Raw genomic sequence first — 17,126 nt, 5'->3', positions numbered from 1 at the left:
TCCACAAAATGGGTTCAGCACATGCCGCACATCCGCAAAATCCGCCAAATTCTGGCGTTGTCGACGCGGATTGATAGGCCAGTTCACCCAGTTCCTAGGACTGTGTTAACGGCCAATCGTTAAAAGAGTATTCAAATCGTTCCAGTTCGACCGCAGAAAAATCGGCGACAATGGCGGCACTCTCGGGCGTGTAATAGCTGCGCCAATCCGCTTCGCGATCCGACCGATTGGCCTGTGGCAGTGTCAGTTCAAACCCCAAATGATCAAACAAGGGCTGCGCATCTGTGGCAAAATGTTCAATCCTGATAAAGAGATCACAGCGTTCCACCCCATCTGATCCGGTCACATAATGTGGCGCGGGATTGGCCCGAAACGCGGTTTGGATGCTGGGGTGTGCCAGGAATTCCGGAAACGCCAACGCCTTGGCCAGACCAACAGAGGGGTGTGAGAAATTTTGGCTACGCAGCCAAAAGTAATAGCTGACCACCCGGTCCCACGGGTTGCGCACCAAGGTAAACGTAAAAAGCGCATCCATCTGGGCTTTGGGCAACAACCCCTCCAGATCCGCGCGTGTGGAATGCTTCCAAAGCCGCCCGCGCGTTTGAACGTCCTGAAGACGGCGCCGCCGTTTCAAAGCCTTTGGCGTATCCCCCAGCATCATATCATCCGCCATCGCCCGCGCCTCCAGCGCCAGGGCCAGGGACGTGCCGCCCGTTTTGGGGATGTGAATAAACAGATAGTTGCGGCCAGTGGACAGGATCATGGCGCAACGCTAGGCCACCCACCCCTGCGGGAAAACCCCTGAGGTCGCATTTTCCTGACCAATAGCGGGACATTACCCGTTCAATCCTGTTTGCCGACTGGACTGGGCCTGTGTTATGTTGATGCCAACAATAATGCAGGCAAGCGCCATGACGGCACTCAAGGAATTTCAGCGGCTCGAAGCAGCCGGGTTGTGGCGCGCCACGCCCGAAGCGCAGCGACGTGATGTGATCATATCGATCGGGGACGCCACCTTGACCATCACCGATCTACAAGACCGCCCCCTGGCGCATTGGTCCCTTGCCGCTATTGAGCGGCAGAACCCCGGCCAGTTTCCAGCCCTGTTCCACCCCGACGGAGACCCCGGCGAAACGCTGGAGATCGCGGTAGACGAGACCACAATGCTGGACGCAATCAGCAAGGTGCAATCGGCCATCAATCGCGCCCGTCCCCACCCCGGACGGTTACGGGTCCTGGGCAGCCTTGGTGTCACCGCATCGGTTTTGGCAGCCCTGGCCCTGTGGCTTCCGAGCGCGCTGCAGCATCACGCGATCAGCGTTGTCTCTGACATCAACCGCAAGGCCATTGGTCAGGCGCTCTTGGGCCGGATTGAACGGCTGTCCGGCCAGGCCTGCGTCACCCCACAGACGGCACCACTGCTCGCCCAGTTTGCCGAGCGTATCAACATGCGACAGATCGTGGTGCTGCGCGATGGGGTAAAGACCAGCTTGGCGTTGCCCGGTGGGATCTACCTGCTCAACAGCAGCTATTTCGAGGATTATGAGGATCCAGCGGTGGCCGCTGGCGCACTATTGGTGGAACGGGCCCGCACCCGTGCGGAAGATCCGCTGATGGCCCTTCTGGCGGCGGGCGGCATATCATCGGCCTTCCACCTGTTGACCACAGGCCAGCTGAGACAGGAAACGCTGGACAGTTATTCAGAAACCGTTTTGGTAGAGCCGCGCCCCACGGTGGAAGATCAGGCCATTCTGGCCGAATTCGCCCAAAGTGCCATTCCCGCCACCCCTTATGCCTATGCGCAGGACATCACCGGCGAGACCACGCTGTCTTTGATCGAAGCCGACCCATTGGCACATGTGGAGTTGGAGCCGTTGTTGAGCGATCAGCAATGGGTGCAATTGCAGAACATCTGCGGCTAAGGCCGGTCCATCAGGGCCACAAGGCAACAAAAAAGGCCGCGTATGTGCGGCCTTTGATACGCTATATGGTGCGTGCGTGTTATTTGCTCAGCCGCGCTGCTGGGAACCCGGCCTGCTGAACAGAGCCAAGCGCGGCTTGCGCCGCAGCACCCCGCACTGGACCGACCAGAACCACCTTGAGTTCTTTGCCTTGACGGCTGGCCCGCCCCATCCGCACCGGCAGGCCAGAGGCCGCCAAGCGGCCGGCCGCAGCTTTCGCCTGCGCCGGATCGGCAAAGCTGGCTGCGCGCACGTAACGCAATGGTTGCGCCAGTTCTGCACTCACATCGCTGGACAGGAATCCCAATTGCGCTGGCGTGTGCTGGCTGCGGTTTTCAACGGTGATGGTGCGCGCTGGCTGTTTGGCCACCAGTTTGCGCGGCAAGGTGTCGGTCCAGACCTGAGCGGTTTGCGCGTCGCCAGCTGCCGTGCGGACACCGCGATTGGGATTAAACCGGGGCAAGCTGTCGGCCACCCGCGTAAAGCCTTCGGGGGTATCCTCGGACACTGCGGCACGTGGAAACAGGTCCTGCTCTGCCCGACGCGGGTTCAGGCGGTCGTCTTCCCACACGGTCCGATATCCAGGCGGCGGCGTGATCCCGGCCGCTTGCTGGCGATCTGAATACAAATGCGCAGGCAACACCCGTGTGTCTGCTGGCAATTGCAACGAGGACTGCGGGCCAAAGCTCACAGGCGACTGGCTTTGCGGGCCGCAGCGCACGCCGGTGGAATTAGTATACTGTCGGCTGACTTCGGACAGGCCGTCACAGGCGCTATCGCGAACAGTGGCTTTGGCGGTTGGCGCAGGCTGGATCACCAAAGGCGCGGCCTCAACCCGGCGCACGCGTTTGACTTGTGGTGCCGGGGTCGGATCGGGTTTTGGCGCAGGCGCGGCAACAACAGGTGTCGGAGCCCGGCGCTGCGGTTTCTGCGGCGCGACAACTTTTCGAGTGGTCGCGGGCACGGTGGGCGCAGCCGCTTGTACGGTTGGCGCTGCCGCCGCTGTTGGCGCGGCTTGGGTGGCATTTGGGCGATCAGCCTCTGGCAAGGTAATCAGTTCAGGCGCGGCAGAAGCCCGGCGTGCCGGTGCAGGTGCTGCGGCGGTGCCCGCCAAATCGGTGGGTTGAAACCCACAGATCTGACGCCGATTGCGCTGCACGCGCGGCACCCAATTGACAATCCCGTCGATGCCTGCGCGGATATAAACACAGCCGCGACTGTCCACATATTGCCGCCCCTGATAGCTGCTCGGCGGCAGTTCCGCCGGCGGGCTGGCGGTGCGAAATTGCTGTGCTCTTGCGTCCTGCCCGAACGCGCCCCCTGCAATTATGGCGAGAGCAATAATTCTTGTTAGTTTCATGCCTGTGCCCCACAAAATATGGCCACAGGATGCCCGAAACCACCAATTGAGTAAAGCGCGGATCGCGGGAATATGGCAGGAATGAGGCAAGAATTGTGCCTCATCCCCTGATATTCACTGGTTTACTTGGTGCCGAACATCCGGTCACCCGCATCGCCAAGACCCGGCAGGATGTACCCTTTGTCGTTCAACTCCCGGTCCAAAGAGGCGGTGACAATGGCCACATCCGGATGCGCCTCTTTCATACGGGCCACCCCTTCGGGAGACGCCAACAGACACAGGAAACGGATATCGGTGGCGCCTGCCTCTTTCAGTAGGTCAATCGCAGCCACGGATGAGTTTCCGGTGGCCAGCATCGGATCCACCGCGATCACCATACGGTCGTTCAGACCTTCGGGTGCTTTGAAATAATATTGCACCGGTTTCAACGTCTCTTCATCGCGGTAAAGCCCTACGAAACCCACGCGCGCGGATGGCACCAGTTCAAGAACACCGTCCAACATCCCGTTGCCCGCCCGCAAGATTGAGACCAGCGCCAGCTTCTTACCCGCCAGGATCGGTGCTTCCATGTCTTCCATCGGCGTTTCCACTGGCGTGGTTGTCAACGGCAGATCGCGCGTGATCTCATAGGCCAACAACTGGGTGATCTCGCGCAGCAGGCGACGGAACCCGGCGGTCGATGTGGCTTTGTCCCGCATCAGGGTCAATTTATGCTGAACCAACGGGTGATCCACAACTGTCAGATGCTCGGTCATCTTTTTCTGTTCCCCTTAAAGTTTTGGCTTACTAACCGCAGGCCTCCCTGCGGGACAAGCTGTTATTTTACCATCGGGTCAAAGCAGGTTTTGGCCCCGCCCTAGGACTTATTGTGCCGCAAAACCCAGGTGTTTGGCCAGAAGACCCGCCACATCGACAAAGCGGATCTGCCCCAAAGAACCAGCGCCAACACCCGCAACCAAAACAGGCACCTGTTCCCGCGTGTGATCGGTGCCGGGCCAGGTTGGATCATTGCCATGGTCGGCGGTGAACACCATCATGTCCCCCGGACGCAGCGCCGCCAGAACCGGTGCAATTTCGCGGTCAAACCATTCCAAGGCACAAGCATATCCCGAGACATCCCTGCGGTGTCCAAAAAGACTGTCAAACTCCACGAAATTGGCCACTGTCAGACTGCCGTCCCGCGCCGTTTGCGCGCGGTGCAGCAGATGTTCCATCAGCTGGGCATCGGTCCCTTTGTCGAGTGTGTCGATCCCCTTCATGCTGAAGATATCGCCGATCTTGCCAATCCCGTGAACGGTGCCGCCGGCCGCCTGCACCTGTTCCAACAGGGTTGGTTTGGGCGGCGCCACGGCAAAATCACGCCGGTTTGCCGTGCGTGTAAAACCGCCTGTGACATCGCCCACAAACGGTCGCGCAATCACCCGCCCCACGCGCATGGCATGCAGACGCGGCGCCATCGCCTCACAAAGGGTCAGCAGGCGGTCCAGCCCAAAATGCACCTCATGCGCGGCGATCTGAAACACGCTGTCGGCCGAGGTGTAGCAAATGGGTTGCCCGGTCTCGATATGCGTTTGGCCCAATTGTTCAATAATTGCGGTGCCCGAGGCATGGCAATTGCCCAATGTCCCCGATGCCTGCGCAAGATGTGCAACCTCCCGCATCAGTTCCGCAGGAAAACACGGGGCTGTCTGCGGGAAGACATGCCAAGTCCACGGCACCGGAACCCCTGCCAATTCCCAATGCCCTGTGGGGGTATCCTTGCCAGGGCTGGCCTCAACCGCTGTGCCCCACAAACCGGTGGGTTTTGCACCCAAGCCCGGCACCAAACGCCCCGACAGCGACTGCATCGCTGCCCCCAGACCAAGCTGATCCAGATGTGGCATCCGCAACGGTCCCGCGCGGCCGGTGTTGGCCTGACCACGCGCGCAAGCCTCAGCAATATGGCCAAGGGTATTGGCCCCAAGGTCCGGCAAGTTCCCGTTGAAAAACAAACCTGCGTCGGGCGCATGGCCCACACCAACGGAATCCATCACCACCAGAAAGGCACGCGCCATCAGCCGATCCTTTCATGCAACAGCGGCGGCAGCTCTGGCGCATCCTCGCCAAGGGTGATCGCCGACAACACCGTCTGCACCGCCTGCTCGGCTGCCGCCTCATCACTGGCATGCACCACACACAAGGGGTCCCCTGCCGAAACGCGCTGTCCCAAACGGCACATGTCTGCAAGGCCAACGGAGGGATCGATCGTATCGCTTTCGACCAACCGCCCGCCGCCAAGGCGCACAACGGAATGGCCCAGAACCTCGCCCTCAATCGCGGTGACATATCCGTCGTCAGGTGCAGGAACCGGACGGGTGATGGGCGCGCGCGGCAAAATATCTTGCCAGGTTTTTTCAAACCCCACAGGCGCTCCCATTTGGGTCAGCATCCTGCAGAACCGCTCCATCGCGGTGCCATCTGCGATCACTTGGCGGATCTTCTCTTGTCCGGCTTCTTCGTCCTCGGCCAAACGGCAATCCACCAGCAAACGCCCGCCCAAAAGCGCTGCACACTCCAGCAATGCGCCCCCCTGCCCCGACAGCACCGCCATCGCTGATCGCATTTCCAATGCGTTGCCCAAATTGGGCGCCAGCGGCTGGTTCATATCGGTGATCATCGCAGAACAGGCACAGCCCGCGGCTTGTGCGGTTTCCGTCAGCGACCGCGCCAGCGCCTGCGCCTCGGCCTGGGACTTCATAAAGGCACCAGAGCCCAGTTTAACATCCAGGATCAACGCATCCGGGCTGGCGGCCAGTTTTTTCGACAGGATCGAGGCTGTGATCAGATCGAGGCTCTCGACCGTGGCGGTCACATCGCGAATGGCATAAAGCCGTTTATCCGCGGGCGCGATCCGACCAGATGCCCCAACAATGGCACAGCCTGATGTGCGCAGCAGGTCGCGCAATGTCGCCTCATCCACCTGAGTGCTTAAACCGGGCACCGCCTCCAGCTTGTCCAGCGTGCCACCGGTGTGGCCCAGCCCCCGCCCCGAGATCATGGGCACATAAGCGCCCAAAGCGGCCAAAGCCGGTGCCAGCACAAGCGACACGCAATCACCGACGCCCCCGGTTGAATGTTTGTCCAACACAGGCCCATCCAGATCCCAGGCCAGAACATCGCCGGTGTCACGCATGGCCAAGGTCAGATCCTTGCGCGCCTGGGTGTCCAAGCCCCGCCAACAGACTGCCATGGCAAAAGCGCCAGCCTGCGCATCAGTTACCGTGTGGTCGGCGAGCCCTTGCGAAAACCACCGCAGGCTTGCCGCATCCAACTGTTGGCCCTGCCGCAAAGCAGCAATGATCGCCCGCGCTTCCATCCGAGGTTCGCCTTATTCTGTATCGAGGAAATCGGCGCCAAAAGAGCCGGGCAACAAATCCCCGACGGTTGTCTCCATTGTGGCGCCCTCCACAGTGGCCAAGGTAACTTTGGCATCCCCCTTGGCAAACTCCGCCAGTTTTTGACGACAGCCCCCACATGGCGGCACAGGCGACGGGCAATCGGCGATCACAAAGGCTTCGACCAGCTCGGTTTCACCCGCTGCCACCATGGCCGCAATGGCACCCGCTTCGGCGCAGGTGCCCTCGGGATAGGCCGCATTTTCCACATTGCAGCCGGTATAGACCGCCCCAGATGCCGAGCGTACCGCTGCGCCCACTTTAAAATTGGAATAGGGCGCATAGGCGTTCTCACGCACTTGGGTGGCTGCGGATTTCAGTGTGTTTGGATCTTGATCGGTCATTTTTATCCCCGAGACGGACAACCGGACTGGCGAGCACGGCAGTGTTTTTTCTTTTGAGAGTCAGTGCTGCAGTTTGCCTGCAAACCCTTGTTACCGCAAGCGGAAGCACCAAGCCCACCAATGCAGCCAACGGACGTTACCTTGAGGGTCCACAGCACAAAGCACTCCCGCCCGTCGTCGATCTTTTTGCAAAAGATCTCCTCCCGTTGGGCCAGGCATCGCGCGCTGCGCGATGCCTGGCCCAAGGCCGCCAAGGGCACGTGGCCAAAGCCCGTCGTGTCCTGCGGGCGCGGGAGCGCTCCCCTCATTTTCACCGCGCAAAACGTAAGGTTCCGCGTTTGGAGAACTGGGAATCCCCCTATAACTCATAGGAAATCGCGTAAAAAGAAGCGCAAAACGCCGCCGATGTCCCGGAAACAGGTTCCCAGGCGTGGAGCAATAGTTTAATGCTAAACTAAGTTTGGGAGAGCTCCTATGTCTGACAAAAAGTCTCTGCGCGAAGACGCGCTGAACTATCATGAATACCCACGCCCCGGCAAACTTGAGATCCGGGCCACCAAGCCGATGGAAAACGGGCGCGACCTGGCGCGTGCCTATTCACCTGGCGTTGCAGAGGCCTGTGTGGAGATCAGCAAAGATGCCGCAACTGCCGCACGCTACACCGCACGCGGCAATCTGGTGGCCGTGGTGTCCAACGGATCCGCGGTTCTGGGGCTGGGCAATATCGGCGCTTTGGCTTCAAAACCGGTGATGGAAGGCAAAGCCGTCCTGTTCAAGAAATTTGCAGGTATTGACTGCTTTGACATCGAAGTAAACGAAAGCGATCCAGAAAAGCTTGCCGATATTGTCTGCGCGCTGGAGCCAACCTTTGGTGCGATCAACCTCGAAGACATCAAAGCCCCCGATTGCTTTATTGTCGAAAAGCTTTGCCGCGAGCGGATGAATATCCCGGTTTTTCACGATGACCAGCACGGCACCGCCATTGTGGTAGGGGCTGCGGCCACCAATGCCTTGCGCGTTGCGGGCAAAAAGTTCGAAGACATCAAAGTGGTCTCCACCGGTGGCGGCGCCGCAGGGATTGCCTGCCTGAATATGTTGCTGACCCTGGGCGTGAAGCGCGAGAACGTCTGGCTGTGCGATATCGAGGGTCTGGTCTACGACGGGCGCACAGCGGATATGACACCGCAAAAGGCGGAGTATGCCCAGAACAGCGACCTACGCACCCTGGATCAGGTGATCGAAGACGCGGATTTGTTCCTTGGCCTGTCTGGTCCAGGCGTTCTAAAGCCTGCAATGGTGGCCAAGATGGGGGAACGCCCGATCATCTTTGCCCTGGCCAACCCAACGCCCGAGATTATGCCGGATGAGGCCCGCGCCGCCAAACCGGATGCAATCATTGCCACCGGGCGCAGTGACTTCCCGAACCAAGTGAACAATGTCCTCTGCTTCCCCTTCATCTTCCGAGGGGCGCTGGATGTGGGGGCCACGGAAATCAATGATGAGATGAAGGTCGCCTGTGTGGAAGGCATCGCGGAACTGGCCCGTGCAACCACCAGCGCCGAGGCCGCCGCGGCCTACAAAGGGGAACAGCTGACCTTTGGCGCAGACTATCTGATCCCCAAACCCTTTGACCCACGCCTGTCCGAAGTTGTGGCCAAGGCCGTTGCCAAAGCTGCGATGGAAACAGGTGTCGCCACCCGCGACATGGATCTGGACCGATATCGCGATCAGTTGAACGCGGGCGTTTTCAAATCTGCCATGCTGATGCGCCCGGTGTTTCAGGCCGCCTCCACCGCAGCGCGCCGCATCGTCTTTGCTGAGGGTGAAGATGAACGCGTTTTACGCGCAGCCCAGGCCATCCTGGAAGAGACGCCCGAGCGTCCGATCCTGATTGGCCGCCCCGAAGTGATCAACCATCGATGTGAGCGGTTGGGCCTGTCGATCCGCCCGGATCGGGACTTTGAGCTGGTGAACCCGGAAAAAGATGCGCGGTATCGTGACTATTGGGGCACCTATCACGAGTTGATGGCACGCAAAGGCGTGACCCCCGATCTGGCCCGCGCCATCATGCGCACCAATACCACCGCAATTGGCGCGGTTATGGTGCATCGCGGTGATGCAGACAGTTTGGTCTGCGGCACCTTTGGCGAATTCCGCTGGCATCTGAACTATGTCACCCAGGTTCTGGGCAATGAGACCTACCAACCCGATGGCGCACTGTCACTGATGATCCTGGAAGATGGGCCGCTGTTCCTGGCAGATACCCATGTCTGGTCCCTGCCCACCCCCGAACAACTGGCCCGCGTCGCCAAAGGTGCGGCCCGCCATGCCCGCCGATTTGGCGTCGAGCCCAAAATCGCCTTCTGTTCGCAATCGCAGTTTGGCAATCAGGCCGAAGGCTCTGGTAAACGTCTGCGCGAAGCGATCGAGATGCTGGATGGTATGGAGACCGACTTCCAATATGAGGGCGAAATGAACGTCGACGCCGCCCTAGACGCAGAGCTGCGAGAGCGCTTGCTGCCGGGCAACCGTCTGACGGGTGCGGCCAATGTTTTGTTGTTTGGTCATGCGGATGCGGCGTCGGGTGTGCGCAATATCCTCAAGGCCAAGGGCAACGGTCTGGCAGTGGGACCCATCCTGATGGGCATGGGCAACCGCGCGCATATCGTGACGCCTTCGGTGACCGCACGTGGGCTGCTGAATATGGCCGCAATTGCTGGCACGCCTGTCGCCCATTACGGCTAAAACATCCCATGCCCTGCAGTTCCTTTGGATCTGCAGGGCATTTTTTATTCGGCTGTGGGCTTTGCAAAGCAGCACACCAGTTAGCGAAAGAATTTGCAGCCCTGTTAACTTTGCAAAGTTTCGCGTGATCACCTTGTAAAGTCTGAAAATACTCGCCTCATATGGCCAGTTTATTGGTGAATTCCTTTACAAAACTTACGGATAACCCCTCAGTTTCCTTGATTGTTTGCAAACCCGTCGCCTACCCATGATGTAGGGAGGACGAAGACAATGGGTTATCGCGACATTTATTCTACATGGCAGGCCGATCCAGAGGCGTTTTGGATGGAGGCGGCACAGGCCATCGATTGGGTTGAAGCGCCCCAGAAAGCGCTGACCGACAAGGGCGATGGGCTTTATGAATGGTTTGCCGACGCCAAGGTCAACACGTGCTGGAACGCCGTTGATCGCCATGTCGAGGCCGGGCGGGGTGAGCAAACCGCGATCATCTATGACAGTCCGATAACCCACACCAAGCGTGAGATCTCTTATGTGGAGCTGCGCAACCGTGTCGCCACATTGGCTGGCGCGCTGCGGGCCAAAGGGGTCGAAAAGGGCGACCGCGTCATTATCTATATGCCGATGATCCCCGAGGCCTTGGAGGCGATGCTGGCCTGCGCGCGTCTGGGCGCCATTCACTCCGTTGTCTTTGGCGGATTTGCCGCCAATGAGCTGGCCGTTCGCATTGATGACGCCAAGCCCAAGGCGATCATCGCCGCCTCTTGCGGAATGGAACCGGGCCGTGTGGTACATTATAAACCGCTGCTGGATGCAGCGATTGACCTCTCCTCCCACAAGCCTGATTTCTGTGTCATCTTCCAACGCGAACAAGAAGTCGCGCAGCTGGTCGAAGGGCGCGATTACAATTGGCACGGCTTCCAATATGGTGTGGAGCCTGCGGATTGCGTTCCGGTTGAAGGCAACCACCCGGCCTATATCCTTTATACCTCCGGCACCACAGGCGCGCCCAAAGGGGTGATCCGCCACACCGCAGGCCAGTTGGTCGCGCTGAATTGGACGATGAAGAACATCTATAATGTGGCGCCGGGCGATGTGTTCTGGGCGGCATCCGACGTGGGCTGGGTCGTTGGCCACTCTTATATCTGTTACGGGCCTCTGATCCACGGCAACACCACCATTGTGTTTGAAGGCAAGCCCGTTGGCACCCCAGACGCGGGCACCTTCTGGCGGGTAATACAGGAACATAAGGTCACAAGTTTCTTTACCGCCCCTACAGCATTTCGCGCAGTCAAACGCGAAGATCCCAAGGGCGAATTCATTACCAAATACGACCTCTCCTCACTGAAACAGGTTTATTTGGCAGGGGAACGCGCCGACCCCGATACTATTACTTGGGCGCAACAGCATCTCGGGGTCCCGATTGTGGACCATTGGTGGCAGACCGAAACCGGTTGGGCCATTGCCGCAAATCCCATCGGCATTGAAGAGCTCCCCACCAAGCTCGGCTCCCCAGCCGTGCCCATGCCCGGTTATCAGGTCGAAATCCTGGATGAGGCCGGCCACCCGGTTCCCGCCGGGACCCTGGGTGCAATCGCAATCAAGCTGCCGCTTCCTCCCGGCACGCTTCCAACCCTCTGGAATGCAGAAGACCGGTTTCAGAAAAGCTATCTGACCAACTTCCCCGGCTATTATGAAACCGGAGATGCAGGGATCATTGATGAAGATGGTTATATCTCAATCATGGCCCGCACGGATGATGTGATCAACGTCGCAGGCCACCGCCTGTCGACCGGCGGCATGGAAGAGGTTCTGGCGGCGCATCCCGATGTGGCCGAATGCGCGGTAATTGGCGTGACGGACGCACTGAAAGGCCAGATGCCCGTGGGCTTCCTGTGTCTCAATGCTGGCTGTGACAAGGATCACGGGGATGTGGTGAAAGAGGTTGTCAAACTGGTGCGTGAAAAAATCGGACCTGTTGCGGCCTTCAAACTGGCTGTGGTGGTTGATCGCCTGCCCAAGACGCGCTCGGGCAAGATTCTGCGGGGGACCATGGTCAATATTGCAGATGGGACAGAATACAAGATGCCTGCGACGATTGACGATCCAACGATTCTTGATGAGATCAAATCAGCGCTGCAGACCATCGGATATGCGCAAGCTTAACGGTTTCATCTGGCCTTACCGGCGACGGGTGGTCAGCTGTTAATCCCTTGTTAACCGCTGCCTCTTTTCCTCGCGCCCCGGCAATCTGCCGGGGCGTTAATTCGCGTTTTACTTGCAACTCTGTGCATCCGTCCTAGGCTCCAAAGCAGGAGAGTTGCACATGAAAAATCAAGAAATCTGGCGCTTGGACGCCAGCGGGTTAATGGCATTGACCCGCACAGGAGCAGTGTCTGCAAAAGAGGCCACAACCGCAGCTTTGAACCGGTTGGAAGCGGTTAATCCGCAGCTGAATGCCGTTGTTGAAACCTTGGCGGAAACGGCTTTAAACACGGCCGAGGCGTTGGATCAGGCCCGTGCCAATGGGGCACCTTGTGGTCCCCTGCATGGCGTCCCTGTGACCATCAAGGTGAACGTGGATCAGGCCGGATGCGCCACCACCAACGGGGTTGTGGCGTTGAAAAATGTCATCGCCCCCGAGGACGCGCCGGTGGTTGCAAACCTACGCAAGGCCGGGGCGGTTATCATCGGGCGCAGCAACACATCCGAGTTTTCCTTTCGCGCCGACACGGACAACCCGCTTTATGGGCGCACCCATAACCCTTGGGGAAAACATATCTCGGCCGGGGGATCGTCAGGCGGTGCCGGTGCGGCTGTGATGGCCGGGATCGGCGCATTGGCCCATGGCAATGACATTGGCGGCTCATTGCGGTTTCCCGCGGCTGCGACAGGGGCCGTGTCATTGAAGCCGGGATTGGGTCGCGTGCCCGCCTGGAATCCCAGCCAATCTGCCGAGCGCGGGCTTTTGGCGCAGAGCATGTCCGTTCAGGGTCTGCTGACACGATCGGCACGGGATCTGGACCTGGCCATGCCTGCCATGATCGCGGGCGATATGCGGGACCCGCTGCACAGCCCCCTGCCCTGGCAAGGTCCGCCGCTTGAAGGGCCGATCCGTGTCGCCTTCAGCCGCGAGACCTATGGGTATGACCTGCACCGCGATGTGGATGCCGCATTGGACGCGGCCCTTGATGCGCTGCGAGATGCGGGATACCGTGTCGAAGAGGTAGAGACCCCCAGCATTTTTGAAGCGGGCCGCATTGGTTACCGCGCCTTGATGGGAGAGGTCAAAACCCTGATGGGACGCGATATCAAGGATATGGGCTCGGACACCATCCGCCAGATCTTTGACACCTATTTCCAGGAGTTCCCCCCCCTGTGCAATTCGGATCTGTTACGGGCGATGGCCGAACGCAGCCGGTTCATGCGGGAATGGAACGTCTTTTTGGCGCGTTACCCGCTGGTTCTGACGCCCTTTATGTTCAAACCCTTCTTTGCGCCCGACCGTGACACCAACGGGCGCGCGGGCGTGCAAGAGGTGCTGGGCGAAGCGATCTATTCTTATGCGGTGAATTTTCTGGGCTTGCCGGCGGCCTGTGTACCGGCCCGTCTGGCGCAGACCGAAAAAGGGCCACAACCGATCAATGTGCAGATTATCGCGCAACGTTGGCGCGAGGATCTGGCCGTGGCCGCCGCACAGGCAATTGAAGAACGCCTTGGCCAGATGTGCCACCCCTTGTGGGAGACAATGGAGGCTGGGAAATGATGGAGGGCTAAGCGCCCTCCACCACGGCGCGTTTTACAGCGCGCGTTTGCTTTCGGACGCGCTGGTGGGCACCAGGGCCTGCACCAGCGCGTTCATATGGACCACACCAACTGGCGCGCCGCCGCCGTTGGTCACGCGATAGGCCGCGTTGGTGTCGCCACCGCTCAGGGCGATGATTTCTTCCAACGTGGTTTCCTGATCTACGTCGCCCGCAACAGCCTCACCATTGATCGGTGCCATAATGGAGCGTGCCCGCAGAACCCGCGCGCGGTTAATGTCCGAGATGAAGTCGACGATATAGTCATCCTCGGGGTGCAGCAGAATATGCTGAGGCTCACCCTGCTGGACCACTTTACCGTCTTTCAGGATCACCAGGTGATCGGCCAGTTTCAGCGCTTCATCCAGATCGTGGCTGATAAAGATGATGGTCTTGGCCAGTTCCTTTTGCAGCTCTAACAGAAGGTTCTGCATATCGGTCCGGATCAGCGGGTCCAAAGCTGAGAAGGCTTCGTCCATCAACATAATCGGCGCGTTTGACGTCAACGCGCGGGCAATCCCCACACGCTGCTGCATGCCGCCGGACAGTTGATGCGGGAAGCGGTCTTCAAACCCGGCAAGGCCCACACGCGCCAGCCATTTGATCGCCTCTTGGCGGTAGGATTTCGCATCCTCTCCCCGCACGATCGGAGCCAGAGCCACGTTTTCCAGAACCGTCCGGTGCGGCAGCAGCGCGAAATGCTGGAACACCATCGACATCTGGGTGCGACGCATCTTGCGCAGCTCTTCCTCGCCCAGATCCAGGACGTTTTCACCCTGGATCAGAACTTCACCTGCTGTGGGGTCAATCAACCGGTTCACGTGCCGGATCAGAGTGGATTTCCCCGACCCCGACAGACCCATGATAACGGTGATCTCACCCTCTTTCATGTCCACATTGATGTTCTGCAAACCCAGAACATGGCCGTGTACATCCAGCAGCTCTTCCTTGCCCATGCCCGCATGCACATGCGTCATCATCTCTTCGGAGGCTGAGCCAAAGATCTTGTACAGGTTGCGGATTGAAACCATCACATTGTTAGTCATTTTCCGCTCTCCTTAGTGCTGCTGGGCGGCATTGACGCGCGCCACGGCGGTTTTGGTCACACGGTCCAGGATCACAGCCAGAAGCACGATGCCAAGACCCGCAACCAGACCCACGCCCAGTTCAAGGTTTCGAATACCACGCAGAACCAGAACACCCAGACCCGGAGCGGATACCAGCGAGGCAATCACAACCATCGCAAGGCTCATCATGATGGTCTGGTTGATGCCAGCCATAATGTTTGGCAGGGCCAGCGGAATCTGAACCTGCAACAGTTTCTGGCGCGGCGTCATGCCAAAGGCCTGCGCGGCTTCCAGTACCTCTTTGTCAACAAGGCGGATCCCCAGATCGGTCAGACGTACCACCGGCACAATGGCGTACAGAATGATCGCGATGCCATAAAGTTTGCTTTCCGTGACGCTGAACAGGAAGATCAGCGGGATCAGATAAACAAAGGTCGGCAGCGTCTGCAGCATGTCCAAAACGGGCAGAAGGGATTTTTGCAGCCTGTCAGAACGCGACATCGCGATGCCGATGGGAACCCCTAAGGCCACACATATAAAGGCACAGACAAAGATAATCGCCAGCGTTTCAACCGCATATGTATAATGGTCGATAAAGGCGAGTGCGAGCAGCGACGCCGCCACAAAGCCCACCAGTTTCAACGACTTGGTCACGCTGAATGTCAGCAGGAACAACAGTGGCATAATGATCCACCACGGCACGGACTGCGCCGCAAACAAGGCCCCATCCAGCAGCCAGCTGAGCGGTTGTGTCACCGGGTCCAGGACAAATTTCAGCACATCTTTGATCGCCAGAAAACCGTCTTCGAGCCCTTTAGTCAGTTCCCGAGACTTCGGGAACGCACTACAGGCCTCGTTTAAAACATCCATCGAGGGAAACGGCAAATCCCAGATCGACGCCTCCTTTGCCTTGCCACCTTGGGCCAAAAGATCTGCCATCGAAAGTGGCGCAGCGCTTGAGCCAGCATCACACCAGCCCCGCAGACCAATTGTGTCAAAGAGAAAATCGTAGCTTGCCATATCCTATCCTTCGCGCGAGCTAAAACAAACGCCCGCACCGGGTTATCGGGCGGGCGTTCATCATGTGTTTGATTAGTTCAAGATCTGCGCGAGGTTCGACTTGGCGTCGTCGTTCAGCCAATCCGCCCAAACGGATTTGTTGTTGATCAAGAAGTTCACAGCAGCTTCTTCGGCAGAGGCGTTGTTTTCATCCTGCCATGCCAGGATGGTGGACATCTCGTCAGCTGTGAATTTGACGTTGCTCATCAGAGCCGCCAGCTCAGGGTGCTCTGCTTCAAACTCGTTGGTCACAACGGTCCAAACAGGCGACGGTGGGAAGTCAGAGATTTCCGGTGCGTCACGGTCCTTGGTCTGGTTGCGGTGGTGCGCTTCGGGATCAACCGGGCCCAGTTCAACCTTGGTCATGTTGTATTTGCCCATAACCTTGGTGGGTGCCCAGTAGTAGCCAAACCATGGCTCTTGCGCGTCATAGGCCGCAGCGATGGACGCCGCCAGAGTTTCACCAGAACCGTGATCAAAGACTTCGATACCGGATTCCTCGACACCCAAAGCACGGGTCAGGTTGTCGTTCAGGATACGGCAGCCCCAGCCTTCGGGGCAATTGTTGAAGCGTCCGCCAACCAGCTCAGGGTTCGCCAGAACACCTTCAATGGTCTTCAGCTCAGGATGAGCGTCCGCCAGATAGGTCGGGATCCACCAGCCTTCAACACCGCCTGGTTCCAAAACCGCGGTCAGCTCTTTGACACGGCCTTGCTCAACCAGTTTTTTGTAAGCTTCGCCACCGCCATTGGTCCACATCTCGGTCACAATGTCCGGCTCGCCGTTCTCCGACAGCGAGGTTACCGCAGGCACGGTGTCAGAGGGCACACGGGTCACATCGCAACCGTAACCATGGGTCAACAGGAATGTCGAGATCTCGGTTACGATGGCCGAAGAAGCCCAGTTCATATCCGTGATCGACACCTCGCCGCAGTCGCTTGCCATGGCAAACCCTGGCAGAACAATGGCACAAGCGGTTGCTGCAATTTTATACTTCATATCTTCCTTATCTCTCCTGTTGTCGGAACGGGCCAATCTAGTTTTTATCCGCCAGCAAACTGCACCTCATGCACAGATTTATCAGGCAAATTACACCCAAGGATTGGGCGCTGATGGTCTCGTCTAATCAAAGACGACCGCCTCCTATGGCGTGCCCCACTACTTTGACACACTAAACAGTTCGTGACGCAAACGGAACATATTGGTCGCATTTGTACAACCGCAAATTTGGCAGCACAGTACGTCACACATGCCTGTGAAGAAGGCGATGCGGAATTAGGAGGTAGCATCTCGTTTTCATGACTCTAAGGTGCACCACTGCCTGAGGTATGCACCACAGAATATGCGACAGGTTGG

Annotated in this window: 13 protein-coding genes; 4 read left to right on the top strand and 9 right to left on the bottom strand. The window is 58.7% G+C overall.

The features are described 5' to 3' along the window. Positions 1–94 precede the first annotated feature (94 nt). Positions 95–763, bottom strand: a complete 669-nt coding sequence (locus GFB49_RS16035) for a sulfotransferase family 2 domain-containing protein (RefSeq protein ID WP_153216941.1) — start codon at positions 761–763, stop codon at positions 95–97. Between the two features lie 148 nt (positions 764–911). Here GFB49_RS16035 and GFB49_RS16030 point away from each other — a divergent pair, with 148 nt between their 5' ends. After that, positions 912–1,922 carry a hypothetical protein gene (locus tag GFB49_RS16030; RefSeq protein WP_153216940.1) on the top strand — a complete coding sequence of 337 codons (1,011 nt, stop codon included), beginning with the start codon at positions 912–914 and terminating at the stop codon, positions 1,920–1,922. A 79-nt stretch (positions 1,923–2,001) separates the two neighbouring features. Here GFB49_RS16030 and GFB49_RS16025 read toward each other — a convergent pair whose 3' ends face one another. The 5 genes from GFB49_RS16025 to GFB49_RS16005 form a co-directional block, all read right to left on the bottom strand. Then, the gene (locus tag GFB49_RS16025) at positions 2,002–3,321 is read right to left on the bottom strand and encodes an SPOR domain-containing protein (RefSeq protein WP_153216939.1); all 1,320 of its coding nucleotides are present in this window, start codon (positions 3,319–3,321) and stop codon (positions 2,002–2,004) included. A 122-nt stretch (positions 3,322–3,443) separates the two neighbouring features. Beyond that, positions 3,444–4,076, bottom strand: a complete 633-nt coding sequence (upp, locus tag GFB49_RS16020; RefSeq protein ID WP_153216938.1) for a uracil phosphoribosyltransferase — start codon at positions 4,074–4,076, stop codon at positions 3,444–3,446. A 108-nt stretch (positions 4,077–4,184) separates the two neighbouring features. Continuing rightward, positions 4,185–5,375, bottom strand: coding sequence for a phosphopentomutase (locus GFB49_RS16015; protein ID WP_153216937.1), 1,191 nt, complete (start codon positions 5,373–5,375; stop codon positions 4,185–4,187). Then, positions 5,375–6,676: a thymidine phosphorylase gene (locus GFB49_RS16010; protein WP_153216936.1), complete on the bottom strand. Its 1,302-nt coding sequence runs from the start codon at positions 6,674–6,676 to the stop codon at positions 5,375–5,377. Before GFB49_RS16010 ends, GFB49_RS16015 begins: the two co-directional genes overlap by 1 nt. Positions 6,677–6,688: 12 nt before the next feature. Further along, positions 6,689–7,099 carry a cytidine deaminase gene (locus GFB49_RS16005; protein WP_153216935.1) on the bottom strand — a complete coding sequence of 137 codons (411 nt, stop codon included), beginning with the start codon at positions 7,097–7,099 and terminating at the stop codon, positions 6,689–6,691. A 474-nt stretch (positions 7,100–7,573) separates the two neighbouring features. Between GFB49_RS16005 and GFB49_RS16000 the strand changes: the two genes are divergently transcribed. The 3 genes from GFB49_RS16000 (at position 7,574) to GFB49_RS15990 (ending at position 13,607) form a co-directional block, all read left to right on the top strand. Further along, positions 7,574–9,844 carry an NADP-dependent malic enzyme gene (locus GFB49_RS16000; RefSeq protein ID WP_153216934.1) on the top strand — a complete coding sequence of 757 codons (2,271 nt, stop codon included), beginning with the start codon at positions 7,574–7,576 and terminating at the stop codon, positions 9,842–9,844. A gap of 270 nt (positions 9,845–10,114) precedes the next feature. Further along, positions 10,115–12,007 (top strand): propionate-CoA ligase PrpE, encoded by a 1,893-nt coding sequence (prpE, locus tag GFB49_RS15995; protein ID WP_153216933.1) that lies wholly within the window; start codon positions 10,115–10,117, stop codon positions 12,005–12,007. 160 nt (positions 12,008–12,167) lie between these two features. Then, on the top strand, positions 12,168–13,607 hold the full coding sequence (locus GFB49_RS15990; RefSeq protein ID WP_153216932.1) for an amidase family protein: 1,440 nt from the start codon (positions 12,168–12,170) through the stop codon (positions 13,605–13,607). Positions 13,608–13,640: 33 nt separating this feature from the next. Here GFB49_RS15990 and GFB49_RS15985 read toward each other — a convergent pair whose 3' ends face one another. The 3 genes from GFB49_RS15985 to GFB49_RS15975 form a co-directional block, all read right to left on the bottom strand. Beyond that, positions 13,641–14,690: a quaternary amine ABC transporter ATP-binding protein gene (locus tag GFB49_RS15985; RefSeq protein ID WP_153216931.1), complete on the bottom strand. Its 1,050-nt coding sequence runs from the start codon at positions 14,688–14,690 to the stop codon at positions 13,641–13,643. Between the two features lie 12 nt (positions 14,691–14,702). Next, positions 14,703–15,731 (bottom strand): ABC transporter permease, encoded by a 1,029-nt coding sequence (locus tag GFB49_RS15980; protein ID WP_153216930.1) that lies wholly within the window; start codon positions 15,729–15,731, stop codon positions 14,703–14,705. 72 nt (positions 15,732–15,803) lie between these two features. Then, a complete protein-coding gene (locus GFB49_RS15975; protein ID WP_153216929.1) occupies positions 15,804–16,769 on the bottom strand; it encodes an ABC transporter substrate-binding protein in 966 nt (321 codons plus the stop codon). Positions 16,770–17,126 lie beyond the last annotated feature (357 nt).

Source organism: Tritonibacter litoralis (assembly GCF_009496005.1).
GTDB classification, from domain to species: Bacteria; Pseudomonadota; Alphaproteobacteria; order Rhodobacterales; family Rhodobacteraceae; genus Epibacterium; species Epibacterium litoralis.
Note: the sequence above shows the minus strand (reverse complement) of the source record. Positions and strands in the feature narration are given on the sequence as shown.